At 62.0% G+C, this 15155-nt stretch carries 17 protein-coding genes; 6 read left to right on the top strand and 11 right to left on the bottom strand.

Annotated features, from left to right (window positions below):
• Window positions 1-90: 90 nt before the first annotated feature.
• The 3 genes from FPZ24_RS04955 to FPZ24_RS04965 all read right to left on the bottom strand — a co-directional run bounded on the left by FPZ24_RS04955 (window position 91) and on the right by FPZ24_RS04965 (window position 2278).
• Window positions 91-780, bottom strand: coding sequence for a hypothetical protein (locus FPZ24_RS04955; protein WP_146569993.1), 690 nt, complete (start codon window positions 778-780; stop codon window positions 91-93).
• Between the two features lie 265 nt (window positions 781-1045).
• A complete protein-coding gene (locus FPZ24_RS04960; protein ID WP_146569994.1) occupies window positions 1046-1660 on the bottom strand; it encodes a class I SAM-dependent methyltransferase in 615 nt (204 codons plus the stop codon).
• 279 nt (window positions 1661-1939) lie between these two features.
• On the bottom strand, window positions 1940-2278 hold the full coding sequence (locus tag FPZ24_RS04965) for a low affinity iron permease family protein (protein WP_146569995.1): 339 nt from the start codon (window positions 2276-2278) through the stop codon (window positions 1940-1942).
• Between the two features lie 276 nt (window positions 2279-2554).
• Here FPZ24_RS04965 and FPZ24_RS04970 point away from each other — a divergent pair, with 276 nt between their 5' ends.
• On the top strand, window positions 2555-2836 hold the full coding sequence (locus FPZ24_RS04970) for a hypothetical protein (protein ID WP_146569996.1): 282 nt from the start codon (window positions 2555-2557) through the stop codon (window positions 2834-2836).
• Entirely contained in the window at window positions 2814-3029 is a 216-nt protein-coding gene (locus FPZ24_RS04975) for a hypothetical protein (RefSeq protein ID WP_146569997.1), read from the top strand. Before FPZ24_RS04970 ends, FPZ24_RS04975 begins: the two co-directional genes overlap by 23 nt.
• A gap of 43 nt (window positions 3030-3072) precedes the next feature.
• Here FPZ24_RS04975 and FPZ24_RS04980 read toward each other — a convergent pair whose 3' ends face one another.
• The 3 genes from FPZ24_RS04980 to FPZ24_RS04985 form a co-directional block, all read right to left on the bottom strand.
• On the bottom strand, window positions 3073-3276 hold the full coding sequence (locus FPZ24_RS04980; protein WP_146569998.1) for a hypothetical protein: 204 nt from the start codon (window positions 3274-3276) through the stop codon (window positions 3073-3075).
• A gap of 44 nt (window positions 3277-3320) precedes the next feature.
• The gene (locus tag FPZ24_RS17055) at window positions 3321-3482 is read right to left on the bottom strand and encodes a hypothetical protein (RefSeq protein WP_186729246.1); all 162 of its coding nucleotides are present in this window, start codon (window positions 3480-3482) and stop codon (window positions 3321-3323) included.
• 104 nt (window positions 3483-3586) lie between these two features.
• Entirely contained in the window at window positions 3587-3856 is a 270-nt protein-coding gene (locus tag FPZ24_RS04985; RefSeq protein WP_146569999.1) for a hypothetical protein, read from the bottom strand.
• A 301-nt stretch (window positions 3857-4157) separates the two neighbouring features.
• Here FPZ24_RS04985 and FPZ24_RS04990 point away from each other — a divergent pair, with 301 nt between their 5' ends.
• The gene (locus FPZ24_RS04990) at window positions 4158-4757 is read left to right on the top strand and encodes an anthrone oxygenase family protein (protein WP_146570000.1); all 600 of its coding nucleotides are present in this window, start codon (window positions 4158-4160) and stop codon (window positions 4755-4757) included.
• A gap of 122 nt (window positions 4758-4879) precedes the next feature.
• On the opposite strand, the gene FPZ24_RS04995 is transcribed toward FPZ24_RS04990, so the two are convergent.
• The 3 genes from FPZ24_RS04995 to FPZ24_RS05005 all read right to left on the bottom strand — a co-directional run bounded on the left by FPZ24_RS04995 (window position 4880) and on the right by FPZ24_RS05005 (window position 7635).
• Window positions 4880-5599 carry a hypothetical protein gene (locus tag FPZ24_RS04995; protein WP_146570001.1) on the bottom strand — a complete coding sequence of 240 codons (720 nt, stop codon included), beginning with the start codon at window positions 5597-5599 and terminating at the stop codon, window positions 4880-4882.
• A 260-nt stretch (window positions 5600-5859) separates the two neighbouring features.
• A complete protein-coding gene (locus FPZ24_RS05000) occupies window positions 5860-6312 on the bottom strand; it encodes a cupin domain-containing protein (protein WP_186729069.1) in 453 nt (150 codons plus the stop codon).
• Between the two features lie 654 nt (window positions 6313-6966).
• Window positions 6967-7635, bottom strand: coding sequence for a LysR family substrate-binding domain-containing protein (locus FPZ24_RS05005; RefSeq protein WP_186729071.1), 669 nt, complete (start codon window positions 7633-7635; stop codon window positions 6967-6969).
• Window positions 7636-7793: 158 nt separating this feature from the next.
• Here FPZ24_RS05005 and FPZ24_RS05010 point away from each other — a divergent pair, with 158 nt between their 5' ends.
• A complete protein-coding gene (locus FPZ24_RS05010) occupies window positions 7794-12263 on the top strand; it encodes a GAF domain-containing protein (protein ID WP_146570004.1) in 4470 nt (1489 codons plus the stop codon).
• Window positions 12260-13087, top strand: a complete 828-nt coding sequence (locus FPZ24_RS17060; protein ID WP_186729073.1) for a response regulator — start codon at window positions 12260-12262, stop codon at window positions 13085-13087. Before FPZ24_RS05010 ends, FPZ24_RS17060 begins: the two co-directional genes overlap by 4 nt.
• A gap of 91 nt (window positions 13088-13178) precedes the next feature.
• On the opposite strand, the gene FPZ24_RS05020 is transcribed toward FPZ24_RS17060, so the two are convergent.
• Window positions 13179-13736 carry a PEPxxWA-CTERM sorting domain-containing protein gene (locus tag FPZ24_RS05020; protein WP_146570005.1) on the bottom strand — a complete coding sequence of 186 codons (558 nt, stop codon included), beginning with the start codon at window positions 13734-13736 and terminating at the stop codon, window positions 13179-13181.
• Window positions 13737-14203: 467 nt separating this feature from the next.
• Between FPZ24_RS05020 and FPZ24_RS05025 the strand changes: the two genes are divergently transcribed.
• Window positions 14204-14677 carry a hypothetical protein gene (locus FPZ24_RS05025; protein WP_146570006.1) on the top strand — a complete coding sequence of 158 codons (474 nt, stop codon included), beginning with the start codon at window positions 14204-14206 and terminating at the stop codon, window positions 14675-14677.
• A gap of 130 nt (window positions 14678-14807) precedes the next feature.
• Here the strand turns inward: FPZ24_RS05025 and FPZ24_RS05030 are convergent, their stop codons facing one another.
• Window positions 14808-15131 (bottom strand): hypothetical protein, encoded by a 324-nt coding sequence (locus tag FPZ24_RS05030; RefSeq protein WP_146570007.1) that lies wholly within the window; start codon window positions 15129-15131, stop codon window positions 14808-14810.
• Window positions 15132-15155 lie beyond the last annotated feature (24 nt).

Consider the following 15155-nt stretch of genomic DNA (forward strand, 5'->3'; position numbering starts at 1 on the left):
AGACATTCCGCTTGCGAACACAATGTTTGTTACGACCATCGTGGGTCTTGTATGGTGTCGAACCGCGTGTCGGCCAATATTGGTTTCTGGTTATTTTTTAGTCGGCAGAGTTGCCGGTCTTACCCACGGACAACGCACCAGTCTCCCTGCCGGGAGGGCAAAGCCATTGACCACGCGCACAGCCACCGCCCGTCGGCGAGCGCTGATCGGCATATTCGGCCCATTGTCGACAGTGATCGGAGCGGTTTGCACTGTCGCCAACACGCAGTATCCGACCGGCTTGACCCGTTCAGCCGACCCGAACGCCGCGCGATAGTCTCGTTCGTCGATATTCAATAGACCACTCCGGCCAGTGAGTCCGACCTCGTAGTGGACACCTCGGCCGCGGTGAATCTGGGCGAAGTTGATCGACAGGTATTCTTGGTACTCGGAGATGCGAGAGCCTGCAAAATCGGCACGTTGGTGGGCCTCGTCGAAGACGATCAACATTGTGGGGAAACTAAAGAACGTCACCAAGAGTGACCAGCCCAATGCGAAGAGCGGGCGCTTCGTCTCGCGCGCCGCCGTTGCCAACATCAAGCCGAAACAGACTAGGCCTATTGCGACTGAGATCGTGATCGCCGAGCCGCCGTCATCATAGTTGGGGGCGATGCCCTGGCCGCTCGTCCTAAGCGCCAGTGATAAGCCCATGACGGCGAGGATAACGATGCTTAGCGCCGGAATAGCGCGGCTCACCGCGCGACGCGCTAGCTCAGTTTGGGGGGGCGTCGTTTGATCCATCGATCCATCTTCGGGAGGTCTTGGTCAACGAGCCTCTCCGGTGACGCTCATAGGCGTTGCCGATGAAGACTTTCTTGCTGCTTCCGTTGATGCCCGAAAGACGACTTATGGGTCGGAAGCCGCCGTTCGCGCCCATTCGGATCTGCTAGTCGGCTACGCGCCCTAATGTCGGTCATTACTCGCGGTCCTTCGCGAGCCTAGAAGCGGCCATTCGACTTAGCGGTCGGAACGCCCGGAATGTTGTGGAAGCTGATTAACGCGAGGCCTAAGCAGTGACGATTGCAGTCGCTACCATGGGCTGATCTTCACCCCAAGGGGCGCGTATTTCAGCGTCGATAAAGCCGGTGTTTCGCAGAGCCTCTTCGATGGCATCTGCGGTTCGTGACGTGAAAATGTCATCCGGCAGGTTCATTCGATCCATTCGAACCTGAGGGGTAAAGCCGATCACCACCCGACCTGATGGCGCCAGCACACGTCTAATTTCTTGCAACCCGCGTTCGAGAGATGCCCAGAAATATACGGTGTTCGCGGTGAGCACCTTGTCGAATGCTCGGTCGGGCAAAGGGAGAGCCTCCGCCGTACCTTCGAGGAAATCTGCGCGGCCTGTCTCGACGAACGTCGCGAAGCGCCGACGAGCCACGTCCACAACATCTGAGGAGGGGTCCACCCCGCACACGAACCGCGCTCGAGATAGCAGCGGTTTCAACGTCACTCCGCCTCCAAAGCCTATCTCCAGAACCCTGTCCGACGTTTCAACTTTGAGCTGCTCCACCGCGAAATCGTTAAGCTTTGAATTCACTCGGTTCATGAACAACCGAATGAACTTCCCTCCCAGCCCCTCGGGTTTTGCCAGTTGTTGGGCAATGAACCTGGCAGCCATCGTAGATCCCCCTGAATCTGAAGACAGATCCCTTGTTGGTGCATCCCGCCGCGTTGTCCAGCGGGACGGTCGCCTACATCTTCAGGGATCGAAAGGCTGCCGTTCGGGAATGCGCCCCAATTCCGGTCACTCGGCGGCCCGTGCAGCAATCCCAAAAGTTGCCATTTAGGTCAGAATGGCGGTTTGTGTTTACGCTCTAACCTCGCTCCAGTTTCAAGCACTCCAACCGCCGCGTGCTTCGCGCTAGTTGCACAGCTGCCCAGCTGTGCAGCTTATCCGCTAAGCCCGATCGGGCTCAGGTCGATCGTTACCGTCACGCGCTCGCTCAATTTCTTCCGGCTCATGGCGGTCGATCCGCGCTATGTCGTCGCGAGCGCCTGGTTGGCTGTGCAAAATCTCGTCGAGCTTCGCGTGGATGGCCTGCGTGTCACGATGCTCTGCGCGTTGAATGAACAGCGTCATCAGCCAGGTCGCGAGCGTCGCTACGGCATGCCAATCGAAGCTATGCGGCTGCAGCACGATCCAGGCCGCCGAGTACGCCAGCACAATCGTGAACGCTATCGGATTAGCGCTGAGCACGCCGAGCTGAGTAAGTATTTTGCCGAATGCCTTTTGCATAAGATGCCAACGGCAGGTCGCTAAGCCTGTTCCGAGAATCGTGTTGACCGAGATCAGGATCGATAGCCTGACGGGAACGTGAAATTGGCTGCGACCGTATTGCCCGCAAGGTAGCGGAGGACACCGTGCCTGATGCGGTCGATGCGGCCGATGCGGCGAAGCGGGCGCTTGGCGAGCGCGGTCTGGTCTGGTGGACCGACGGCAACCCTGATCTCCATCGCCACATGGCACGGGCCCCATCGTAGCTGATTGGTTGCCGACCTCTGGACGGCACTGATGTCGATCAGGCAGATTTACTGCGCCCTGCCGATCAAGCCGATCGTTGAAGCCGCACCATCTTGGAGAACTTCAATGAACGCGCAACGCCCAAGTAACGACCCGCCAGACCACGCGGTCGAGGAGGGCGATCAGCCCGCTAAGGACGGACCGACCGCCAACCAACCTGATAAGAAGACGCCTGACATCAAGCCCGATCAGATTGCCGCGGACGACCCGCACAAGGCACAGAAGTTGACCCAAGCCGGCCGGTCCTTCGATGTCGATGAAGCAGAGGAATGAGCCGCTCTCCGATGCCATTCACGACCAACTTCTGGAGAACATGATGTCGAACGAAACTGGCAAACCGCAAACCGAGCCGCACAAAAAAGGCGAAAAGCCATCGTCTGGTGGCGAAGACGAAAGCAGCACCGAGCGCGAAGGCGATGACAGCCATTTGCACGAGGACCAGAAGTCACGTCGGCTCGGGGAATGAGAACCTGTGTCCCACGACGAGGGGCGGTAGTATTTCGAATTATCTAGCGCGCCTGCCGTTCAAGCGTTTCCAGTTGAGCAACGTAGCCCTGCATACCTTCCTCTAGCCGTAGCAGGAACTCCCGCGGCTCACTCGAATCCGAGCCGGCGGCCTCGCGCTCAGCAATTATTTCCTTCTGCTTGGCGATGTGAACCCGGCCCTCATCGATCGTTCGACGAACCTGTTCGATCTCGGCTTCATCAGTCATTGGGCGTCCTTCCACGCTCGCGACTTGTTCGGCATCGATGCGTGCTACGTCACGCCTTTCGCGCGCTGATCGTGCGGATAGTCTTCGGGTTTCACTGTCCCGACATTGGGTCGATCTTCGACTTTTTCGACGGGCTGCCCGCCGGGCGTGTCGTTTCCCGGCTTTCGTTCGGTGTCGTCATTCGACAACGCCGACTTGTCGTCCACAGAATTTCCCGTTGTTCGCGGCTCTGACATTATCGGCCTCCGAATTGTGTGCACATCTACGGGCCGGCGCACGTCAAGTGCTCGACGCGCGCCGCGGCCAGTAGCTACTCGTCGCGACCTACGTTCTGCCCCGGGACCCGCTCCTCGTGGGCGAAGTCATTCTGGCCATTTTGGCCGTCAGAGTTGTAGATCGGCATGTCGGGCTGGTCCGAAACGTCATTGTCGTCGTCCAGCTCGTTATCGCGCTGATCGGCGCCACTACCGCCCGCTTGATCGTCGTCTGGCTTGCCGCCCTGACTCCCGGGATATTGCGTTCCGCCCGGCTCGTCCGTCATGCCGCCCTGACCCTGATTGTGGTCGTTTTGATCGGTCATTCTGTTGCTCCTGTGTCGGAAGGTAGAGCTTGAACGGACGGCGACCGGATGCCGATCCGCTTCAAGCGACATAACTAACTCAGGTTACTGCGATTTTTGGTCGGCTCCGCAGCCACTTCATCGGCTGAACACCTATTTGGCAGATATGCGATCCATCTCAGACGTTTCGGCGGATGTTGGGCGGACCACAGAGCTGCCGTTCACTCGGGACGCTTCTCAACGTCAGCCTTTAAGTGGAAAGGTGCTGGGCCGCTTGTGGTAGCCGGGCACGCGATGTAGCCAGTCGCTACAAGGGGACAGTATGGATAGAGAGCGTACGACACGCGCCTTTTTGTGGGTGGCGGTCTTGGTCGGCGGCCCGCTGCTGGGCGCCAAGCTATTCGACCTTCTGGTTCTCGCCGGAGCTTGGAGCGCCAATCCTCCTGCGTCGCTTGCCATGATGCCGTATGGCAAAACGTGGCCGGTCGACACAGGTATATTCTTCATTCCATTCTCTGCAGCGATGCTCGTAGCTGGATTCGCGGCGCTTACGGCCGGTTGGCGTACACCATGGCGATATCGCTGGCTGCTCTGTCTGCCATCCGTGGGCATCCTGCTGCTGCTTATCCTTACAGTCGTGGCATTTTGGCCGATGAATGCGGCGCTGTATTACCATGGCGTGCACTCGCCAAAGGATACCATCACCGACGCTCAAGCTATCGCCATGGCTAAGCAATGGGTGATGCTCGATTGGGTCCGTGTGGCAGGTGCCCTCGCGGCGTTCGTGTCACCGCTCGCTGCTCTGACAAAACCCTGGCCCGGCGAAACGCTTCGAAATGATCCACCCGTCGTTCGCGTGCTTCTCGCTTTGGCGCTGCTGGGCGTGGCAGCATTTGTTGTTTGGTTCGTCGCGAATATCTGACCGCTTCTTGGAGCGAGGGCAGGCCTACCGCTATGGGCCCCAATTTCGGTCGTTCGATAGCAGTCTTTATGACGCTAAAACCTGCCTTCTAAGGCACCCGGCTGCAAACGTCTTAACGCGCTTTAGCCGGCCAGCTTTCTGGCGAATGCGACGATTGGTGCGCTTCCGCCCAGAGGTACGATCGATAACTCGATCAGCAGAATCACGCCGAGGCCCCACCAGTAAGAGGGGTGCACGCGGTGCCAAACCGTTCGATCGAAGACGATACCCGCAACGACAAATGCCAGTAGCCCGGCAATAACTGCGACGGGCGTAAAAGCGCCAAGGTGGAAAAACCCCAGCAGTCGGCTGAGCGCGGGCGCTGTGAGCAGCGCCGTACCGCATAACATTAGCCGCTTGTGCCAAGCCGGCCTACCTCGCAGCCAAATGGCGGCAAAGGTCAGCACACCAAAGCCGAGCATGTGAAGGACGTCGAGCGCGAGGAACAGCCCGAGCGGAAAGACGCCGGTTATGGCGCCGCGTGCAATCGCGGCGATCGTGCCAGCGATGCCCAGCGGCACCATAATCACGGCGATTGCAGTTCCAGCCCAGCCAAGCTGCCGATGTAGACCCGCAGCCTGGCCGCGGACGACCAGCCAGTTTTGAACGACATAAAGAATGATCCACGACGAGAAGACCGTAACGTGGACGTGGACCTGCCACGGAAAGTCTGTGAACCACACCCGACCCGTGAGCGGTTGAGACGCAAATCCAACGACGATGACTGCGAACATCGCGACGGCGATAAAGAGGAAAAACCTACGCTCCTTGATCAGCCGCTCCCTGTCGCCATCCTTCCCCACATCGACCCTCCGCGCTGTCGTTCTACGAATGCCGGTCGCAGGGAAAGAGAACAAGCGGATTGCTAGGCGTCGGCTACGCGCCCTAAAATCCGTCATTCAGCGAGTGCGGCGCAATTACCGAAAGCGGCCGTGGTGCTCGACCATCACTTGAAATCCGACAGCAATGGCATCGAACGGTAGGGCTAAGGATTTGTGAAGTTCCTGTAGCCATACCCTTCGATGCATGCGGATCGGAAGTCTCTCGCTAAACCGAATTACGGTCAACTTGTGAGGGCGATGCCGCTGCGGTCCGCCAGTTCGGCCAGCAGGGGCATATCGACCTCATGGCGGATAGTCTCGTCAACGCTCTTGAAGAAGCGATGCGCGTCGCCACCCGGTGTCACGACCACGAGCGCGCGGACGGGCCGGTCGGTCGCGTTGCGGAATGCGTGACTGCCGCCGGCGCGCAAGAAGCAGAAGTCGCCCGGCCCTGCTTCAATGTCTCCATCGGGATCGCTCAGCGTGAGCGTGCCGTCGAGCACGTAAAAGAATTCAGAATCGGTTGCATGGCTGTGCATCGGCGGGCCGCATTCGGGAGGAATATCGACGACGAGCGCGGTGAATTGGCCGTCGGTCTCGTCGGGGGTTATCATCGTGTGATGCGTCATGCCCAGAATGCTCAGGAGCTCGGCGCTGCCAGCTGGGACGAAGATGGTATCGCGTTGCTGCTTCATGTCTGTCTCCATCGTAGTGGCGCCGGCAGTCGCTCTGCCGGCGGCAATGGACCCCGCCGTGCTCCTTCGGGGGGGTAGAAGGTAAATCAGCACGGCGAGGTCGCGTCCGGCGAGTCGCTGCCGGATATGGTCGGACGGCCGGTGGCGCGCCCCGTAAGATCGATCCCGTTGGGTTGGGTGCAGCGGACCGACGTCGCCGCAATTCGGCCTCGCTGGCGTTAACTGGCAAAGCTCACGCTGATCATGATGACCAGCGGAACAACGGCACAGAACACCGAGATAAGGTTCTTCATCTGACCCTCCATCAAGCGAGTGATGCCGCCGTCGCAGGCTGCACGGGATACAGCCAAGGACGGTTCGTTCAGCGGTTGGCCGCTGCAACGATCGCTGCCGGCGTGCTGCTCTGGGCGTACGCCGGCAACGTGACTAGCAAGACGCCCGTAGTGATAAAGCCGGCTAGGGCGGCCGCGATAAAGTCGAATTTTCTCATCATGTTGAACTCCTGTTTGTGCTCGAAAAAGCGGATGCTCTTTCGTTGCCGGGAGCTATTAGCGGCGGACTCGATCGCGTCAGCAGGATCGCGACCGTTGCGGCGGACAGGCGACGAAAGTGACGCTCGGCGCGACGAAGCGACCAAAACGGACGGTCCGCGATCTAATCGCCCGTCGCGAGCGCGGTCAGGCTGCCGATCAACGCGGACACCGGCCATGGCGGGTCGATGTCGGGCCAATAGGCGCGCACCGGGAATACCGCGCCCGGCGCTTCGACCGGGCGGACTACGACGCCCGTGTCTAGCAGGCCGACATGTCCTTCGCATACCAGCGCCAGCCCGTCGCCGCGCGCCACGCGCTGGAGGATACGCGGCGGGCCGAGGTCGAGTATCGTCGCACTGAGCGCGGGGCCGAGCGGCAGGATGCGGCCGGCGAGAAAGCGGTGCATATCGCTGCCGATCTGCTGTCGCGACACCAGCATGGTCTCCTCGCGCAGCGCGGCAACGCTAACGAACGTGCCCCGCGTAAGGGGATGATGCGCGGGCATCGCCGCCATCACGCGCCCTCGCCACAGTTCGATCGAGCACAGGCCCGGTTCTTCCTTGCCCGGCAAGACCGCGAGAGCGAGCTGGCCGGCGCGCAGCGCGGGCAGCAGGCCGCCGCGCGGCATTTCGTGGACGCCGATATCGACTTGCGGACAGATGCGCGAGAACGTCAGCAATTCATCGGCCAGCCGGTCGCGGCAAATCGCAGCGAAACAGCCGATCGCCAAACTGGGCCGATCTGCGTCGCCGACGGAAATATCGCCTGAACCGGCGGGTACGCGCTGCATCGTGACAACCTGCGCGATTGCGGGTGCTGGCGAGCGTGGCATGCGACGAAAGCGACGAAACTGCGACGAAACCGACACGCCTAGCGACGGGGCCGACAAGCGCCTCTCTGCAAACGACAAGGGAATCGCTAAGAAAGTGGCGAGGGGGCAGGGCGATCATGCACGACCGGACCGGTTTCGACCCGATCGAGAAGCTGCGCGAAAGCGAAGAGCAGTTCCGGCTGATTGCCGAAAACCTGCCGGGGCTGTGCTGGATCAGCGACGGCGAGGGCAACCTGCTGTGGGGCAATCGCGAATGGCACGCGATGTTCGACGGGACCAGCGCCGAGCATGGCGACCCAACCGGCATCTGCCATCCCGACGACCTGCCGGTGTTGCGCGACCTGTGGCGGCGGATGCGCGCGATCGGGGAAACCGAAGCTGTTCACCTGCGATTGCGCGGCCGCGACAATATCTACCGCCCCTATTCCAGCAAGGCTGTACCCGTCCACAACGCGGAGGGCAGCGTGGTACGCTGGTGCGGTGTTCAGATCGATCTGAGCGACCAGCATGCGCATGACCGCCGCCAGACGGTGTTGCGCGCCTTCCACGATCAGTCGCGCGACCTGGTCGAGCCGCAGGCGATCCTCGAAGTTCTGTCGCGCATCCTTTCGGAACATCTCGGGGTGCCGCACCTGCTGTACGGCGAGATCGGCGACGGCGAGGGGCGCGACCCCGACGTGTTCCATGCTGCCGCCGGTGCCCGCCAACCCGATTCCGCGCGACGTTACTTGCTCAACGAAGCCTTCGCGACGGTCTCCGGCCTCGACAATTGGTTTGAAACGCTGGTCGTGGAGGACAATGCGGCACTGGCGCGCGATCCGGATAACGCGGTGCAGCGATCGGCCGATCTGATGGGGACGCGTTCGGCGATCAACGTGCCGATCATCAAGGACGGCCGTTCGGTCGCGATGATCGCCGTGCTCGACGTCGTGCCGCGCCGCTGGACCCGCGACGATGTGGAACTGTGCGACGAACTGGGCGAGCGCGCCTGGGCCGCGATCGCCCGCGCGCGCGCCGAAGCCGCATTGCAGGAACGCGAACGGAGCCAGGCTTTTCTGATCGAATGGAGCGACAAGGTCCGCGGCCAAAGCAGCCCCGAGGCGATCATGTCGACCACCCTCGAATGGTTGGGCCGCCATCTTGGCGTGACGCGCACCACCTATTCCGAAAGCGACGATACCGGCCGGATCTTTTCGATTCTCGGCGAATGGCGCGACGCGCACGTGACGAGCATCGCCGACACCAGCTTTTCGCTCGATACGGTGGGCGACACGGTCGAGCGCGAGTGGATCAGCGGCGCAATCGTCCAATATGACGACGTTGTTGGCGATCCGCGGATCGAGCCGAGTGTGGTGGAGTCCTACGCGCAAGCGCAAATCCTTGCCTTCGTCAGCGTCCCGCTGATCGAAAACGGTCAAGTCCGCTCCGCGCTGTCCGTCCAGCACGATCATCCCAGGCCGTGGCGTGAAAGCGAGATTCAGCTGCTCCGCGACGTTGCGGAACGCACCTGGGTGATGCTCGAACGCGCGCGTGCCGAGGCGGAGTTGCTAGAGCGTGAGCGCCACCAGGCCTTCTTGATCGATTGGAGCGATCATGTCCGCGGTGAGATCAGCGAGCATGCGATCATGGCCACCACGCTCGAATGGCTGGGGCGCCATCTCGGCAATGCGCGCACCACCTATGCCGAGTGCGATGCAGACGGTCAGTTTACGGTCACCGACGAATGGCGCGACGACCGTGTCGTTTCGATCCGCGGCAACAGCTTCCGCCTGCAACAGGTCGGAACGGCCGTGGACCAGCAGTGGCTGGCCGGCGAAGTCGTTCGCTACGACGATGTCGCAACCGATCCTCGGCTCGAACCGGCCGCGGCGTCACGTTATGCTGATGCGCAGATTGCGGCATTTGTCAGCATCCGGCTGATCGAGGGCGGACGGCTGCAATCGGCACTGTCGGTACAGCACGACGCGCCGCGGCATTGGCGCGACGACGAGATCCAGCTGATGCGCGATATCGCCGAGCGGACCTGGGTCGCCCTCGAACGCGCACGGGTGCAGGCGACGCTCGAGGAGCGCGAACGTAACCAGCGATTCCTGCTGGACTGGAACGACGAGGTTCGCCGCGAGACCAGCCCGCATGCGATCATGCAGACCACGCTCGAACGGATCGCCCGACATCTCGGCGTCACGCGCGCGACCTATTCCGAAAGCGATGCGGACGGGCACGTTTTCACCGTCCGCGGCGAGTGGCGCAACGGCGTGCCGAGCAATCTCGGCAAGGCCGTCCGCCTGGGCAATCTCGGCGACAAGGTCGACAGCGAATGGCTGGGCGGCGATCTCGTCTGCTACAACGACGTCACCACGGACGCGCGTGTCGAGCCCCCCGCGCTTACGGTCTACGCCGAGACTGAGGTGCGCGCCTTCATCAGTGTGCCGATCCTTCAGGGCGGTGCGATGCGCTCGATCCTCTCGGTGCATGACCGCGAGCCGCGGCGCTGGCGCGACGACGAGCTTCAGCTGATGCGCGACCTCGCCGAGCGCGCGTGGGTGATGCTCGAACGCGCCTATGCCGAAGCGGCGCTAAAAGTGCGCGAGCGCAATCAGAGTTTCCTGCTCGAATGGAATGACCGCGTCGGCCGCGAGACCAGCGCGCGGGGCATCCTCGCGCAGACGCTCGCTGCGATCGGCGAGCATCTGGGGGTCGAACGCACCAATTTCGCCGAAGCCAGCGAGGACGGCCAGTTTCTCTGCGTCGAGCAGGAATGGCGCGACGGCGTGCTCAGCACGGTGAACCAGCGCTACCCGCTGGCGGCGCTGGGTGAAAAACTCGCGGCGCAGCACAGCAGCGGCCAGCCGGTACGCGTCGCCGACACGCATGACGACCCGCTGTTCGACGACGGCAACCGGCCGCTGTTCGACCAACTCGGAATCCGCGCGGTGCTGACTCTGCCGATGATCCGCGCGGGCGAGGTCGTCGCGGTGCTGTCCGTTCAGCAAGGGCAGCCCCGACACTGGACCGACAGCGACGTCGAACTCGTCCGCGACCTCGCGGATCGCACGCTCGCGGTGATCGAGCGCGCGCATTCGGAGGAACGGTTGGCCGAGAACGAGGCGCGGCTTTCCGCATTCCTCGAAAACGCGCCGGTCGCGATGCACCTGAAAGACGAAAACGGTCGCTATCTGCGGGTAAATCCCGAATTCGCCAAAGCGCTGGGGCGAGGGCAGGAGGAGTTGGTCGGCACGCATCCGGACGAGATTTTCCCGGAGCGCATCGCGTTGCAACTGGAGCGGTTGGAGGCGATCGCCCAAGCCGGTTCGGTGTCGAGCGCCGAAATCTCGATCGAGGAGATGCGTCCCGACACGCACGTGCTGTCGATGGTGTTCCCGATCACCGGCGCCGGCGTCGCGCGGACGGGCGGTTTCACGCTCGACCTGACCGAGCGCAAGCGCGCGGAGGCGGCGCTCGCACGATCGCGCGAGGCGCTTTATCAGACCGAGAAGCTGTCGGCGCTCGGGTCCCTGCTCGCGGGCGTATCGCATGAGCTCAACAATCCGCTGTCGATCGTCGTCGCGCAGGCGGTCATGATGGAACGCCAGTCGCGCGGTAGCGAGCTGGCCGAGCGCGCCCAGAAAATCCGCAAGGCCGCCGATCGCTGCGCCCGCATCGTCCAGACGTTCCTGGCCATGGCGCGGCAGAAGAAGCCCGAGCGCGAGGCGGTCGATCTCAACGCCGTGGCGATGGCGGCATACGAACTCGCCGAATATGGCCTGAAGAATGACGGCATCGTCGCAACGCGCGACCTTGCGCCTGCACTGCCCAATATCTCGGCGGACTCGGATCAGCTGCACCAGATCATCATCAACCTGATCGTGAACGCGCAGCAGGCGCTGGCCGAAACGGGCGCAACCGATCGTGTGCTCACGCTTCGCACGGCGATCGGCGAGACACCCGACACCGTAATTCTGGAAGTCGCCGACAATGGCCCCGGCATCCCCGAAGAGGCGCGGCGGCGTGTGTTCGAGCCCTTTTACACCACCAAGCCCCAGGGCCAGGGCACGGGCGTCGGCCTGTCCTTTTCGCAGGGGCTGGCGGAAGCGCATGGCGGGCGGCTCGACCTTATGCCGACGCAACGCGGCGCGTGCTTCCGGCTCACGCTGCCGATCGATTCGGATCAGGCGGCCAGGACGGCTCCCGCCCGGACCGCGGCGGCGACAAAAACGCCGCTGCGGCGCGCGCTGGTGATCGACGACGAGCGCGAAATCGCGGAATCGCTCGCCGATTTCCTGACGTTCGACGGGTTCAGCTGCGATATCGCCAGCGGCGGCGCCGAAGCACAGACGCGGCTCGCGCTGGGCGATTACGATCTGATCGTCAGCGACCTGCGCATGCCGGGAGTCGACGGCCCGGCGCTTCATGCTTGGATCGCCGACAAACGACCCGATCTGCTCGCTCGCGTCGCCTTCGCGACCGGCGACACGCTGGGGGCCGCTGCCGCGCGCTTTCTCGACGAGGTCAAGCGGCCGGTCCTGGAAAAACCGTTCACGCCCGAAGCGGTGCATCTGTTCCTTCAACAACTGGACCTCGCATGACGCCTTCAGAACCTGGCAATCAGCCCGCGCCCTATGTCGTCGTCGTGGATGACGAAGAAGATCTGCGCGAACCCGTTGCCGCCTATCTGCGCGAACAAGGTATCGATGTGGACGAGGCCAGCGGGGGCACCGCGCTAGACCGATTGCTGGCGCAGCGCACTCCCGCGTTGGTGGTGCTCGACGTTACGATGCCGGACGAGGACGGTTTCAGCATCGCCCGACGCCTGCGCGCGAAGCACGATACTGTCGGAATCGTCATGTTGACGGCGCGTCGCGACGTCATCGACCGCGTCGTCGGCCTCGAACTAGGCGCCGACGACTATATCATGAAGCCGTTCGAGCCACGCGAGTTGCTCGCCCGCATCCGCTCGGTCCTGCGCCGCCTCGCTGCCGCGACACCGAGCGCCATGGCCCGAAACGGCGCCGAGGCGGATTTCGAGGACGAAGATGAGGACGAGGAACGCGAGCTCAGCGCTCGCGCGGGATATCACGACGAGTTCTGGATACCCACCACGCGCGGTCAAATCCGCGTGCCGGTGGATACGATCGAGTGGATCGAAGCGGCAAAGGACTATGCGCTGCTCCATACACCCGAACGCAGCCACATGATCCGCATCACGATGTCGGCGCTCGAAGACGGACTGGATCCCGCCAAGATGATCCGTGTGCATCGGTCCGCCTTTGTCCGCCCGGGTTCGGTTCGGCGCATTAGTACCATCGGGCGGCATATGGTGCTCGAGCTGCACTCGGGCGCGGCGGTCCGTGTCGGTCCCCGCCATTGGGGCGAAGTTCGCCACCGGCTCATGGGCAGGCCGGCGCGCTAGTTACGTTCGTCGAGTTCCGAGCGGACGGACAATCGGACCGCAAGGAGCCGCCGACCATCCGGCCGGGACTCCTTCGCGTAATGGTTCAAGGTCAGACGAAGCGAATGCGGGCGCCGACCTTCGGCTTGCGACGCATGGCGTAACCAACGCCGCCGAAGCCAAGCATCATCAATGCCCAGGTCGCCGGTTCGGGCACCGCCTGCACTGCGGTGACGGTAACGTTCGAGCTGTGCCACAGCTTGCCATTGGCCGAATACGTCAAGTTGCTGATCGTGGGCGTCGACGAGACGCCGAGCATCGCGAAGCCGAAGCCGGGCGTGGCCGGACTGACGGTGAAGCTGCCGAATCCGATGTTGTTGCCGACGATCAGCATGTCGGAGCCCTTGGTGAACGAGAACAACGCCGGGCCGGCATAGGCGACGTTGAAGCCGTTGAGCGTCAGGCCCGCCGCCGATGGCGGCGTTAGCAGCGCGGCATCGTCGAAAGTGAACGTGAAGATACCCGTCACCGGATCGGTCGGTGCGCCGGCCTCAAAGTTTGTCGCTGTGATAGAATAGGTCTTGGTGACCACCGCGGCGTTTGCCTCAGTGGTAGGAATTGCCACGGCAGCAGCAATGATCGCGGCAGACAACGTATAACGGCTTTTCATGAGTGTTTCTCCTAGGGACCGCCTACCGGCCCATCGCGTAGTGCAGACCTCCGCGGCACCGCGAAGCGATTACAAACGGAGTGATCGCAGGATCACGCCGGCGAGAAAGTCGCTCACGTCGGACGAGAAGGTGGCTAATTCGATAGTCATACGGCGAGCGAAGTCGCTTTCGGCTCGACGAAGCCTCGTTCGCATCGACGAAGTTGCGACAAAGTACCTGAGCGCTATGTCAGACCGAATGCGCCAATCTTAAAAGCCGCCCACTGGAGAATAAGCTTCGCCTCAGGCGGCGAAACGTACTCTCGCTAACGGTTGCGCAAAATGACCGCGGGATGCTCGGCACGCAGAATCCTCAAAATCCATCCTCGTCGAAACTTTGTCGCGTGCGTCGCACTCCAGAAGACGTGAATGTCGCGCGATGCGATTGGTTTGGCATCCCGCCCGCTGGGCAGACTTAGGAGGCCAAAATGCTATTCCACATTTCGATTGATGCGAATGATCCCCAACGGGTCGCCACCGTGATTGCGGAATTGTGGCAAGGGCAGGTTGCACCCTTCCCGCCTGTAATCGCCGGTAGCTGGGTTGCGTTGGCCGGTGACGAGCGCGGGTCGCTCATTGAGGTTTATCCACGCGGCACTGAACTGGTGGTCGCTGAGGGCGACGCTGATTCCTATGGGGTGATAAGAACGCCGGCTAGCGGCACGGCCACGCATTTCGCTATGGCGACATCGCTGGACACGGATGCCGTGTTTGCCATCGCTGCTCGTGAAAACTGGCCGGCAAAGTACCGTAAGCGGGGCGACATGTTCGGCGTGATCGAGTTCTGGATTGAAGGATGGCGAATGATCGAGGTGCTTACACCAGTCATGCAATCAGAATATTTGAGTGCGATACCTGGCGCATCTCATGCTCTGTTCGAAGCCCAGATGAAAAGCGGATGATGGGTTGTTCGTCAGACCGACAGCTTCCGGCCCGAATCCCGCCGTTTGTACGGCCGCCTGAAACGACTTCCGCTTTTACGATCTGGCGGCCCGACAGCCGCCGTTCCGCTTCCGGCCCATGAGCCTCCGTTCACCAGTCATCGTCCGAATCGTCTTGAACGACCACCACCTCGTACTGATCAGACGCGAAGTGGATCAGGATCGCTCGCGTGTCTCCGACCTGGGTCACAAGTAGCGTGTGTCCAAGGGCTGCATCGTCTTTGTTTTCGGATGCGGTGGCAAGTCGCAAGCCATAGTCCCTGGATAGATCCTGCTGTGTCGGACGGCCGGTGTAGCTCTTTTGTACATGCAGAAATCCCGCAAGCGGCGCCTCATCGCCGCCGGGGTATACAAGGGTGGAACCGGAAAGATCGATCAGCTCGTCTCTATGGACGGCGGAAACAGGAACGGTCATCATAATCTCCATAGCTAAGTTAAT

It is taken from the genome of Sphingomonas panacisoli, assembly GCF_007859635.1.
GTDB classification, from domain to species: Bacteria; Pseudomonadota; Alphaproteobacteria; order Sphingomonadales; family Sphingomonadaceae; genus Sphingomonas; species Sphingomonas panacisoli.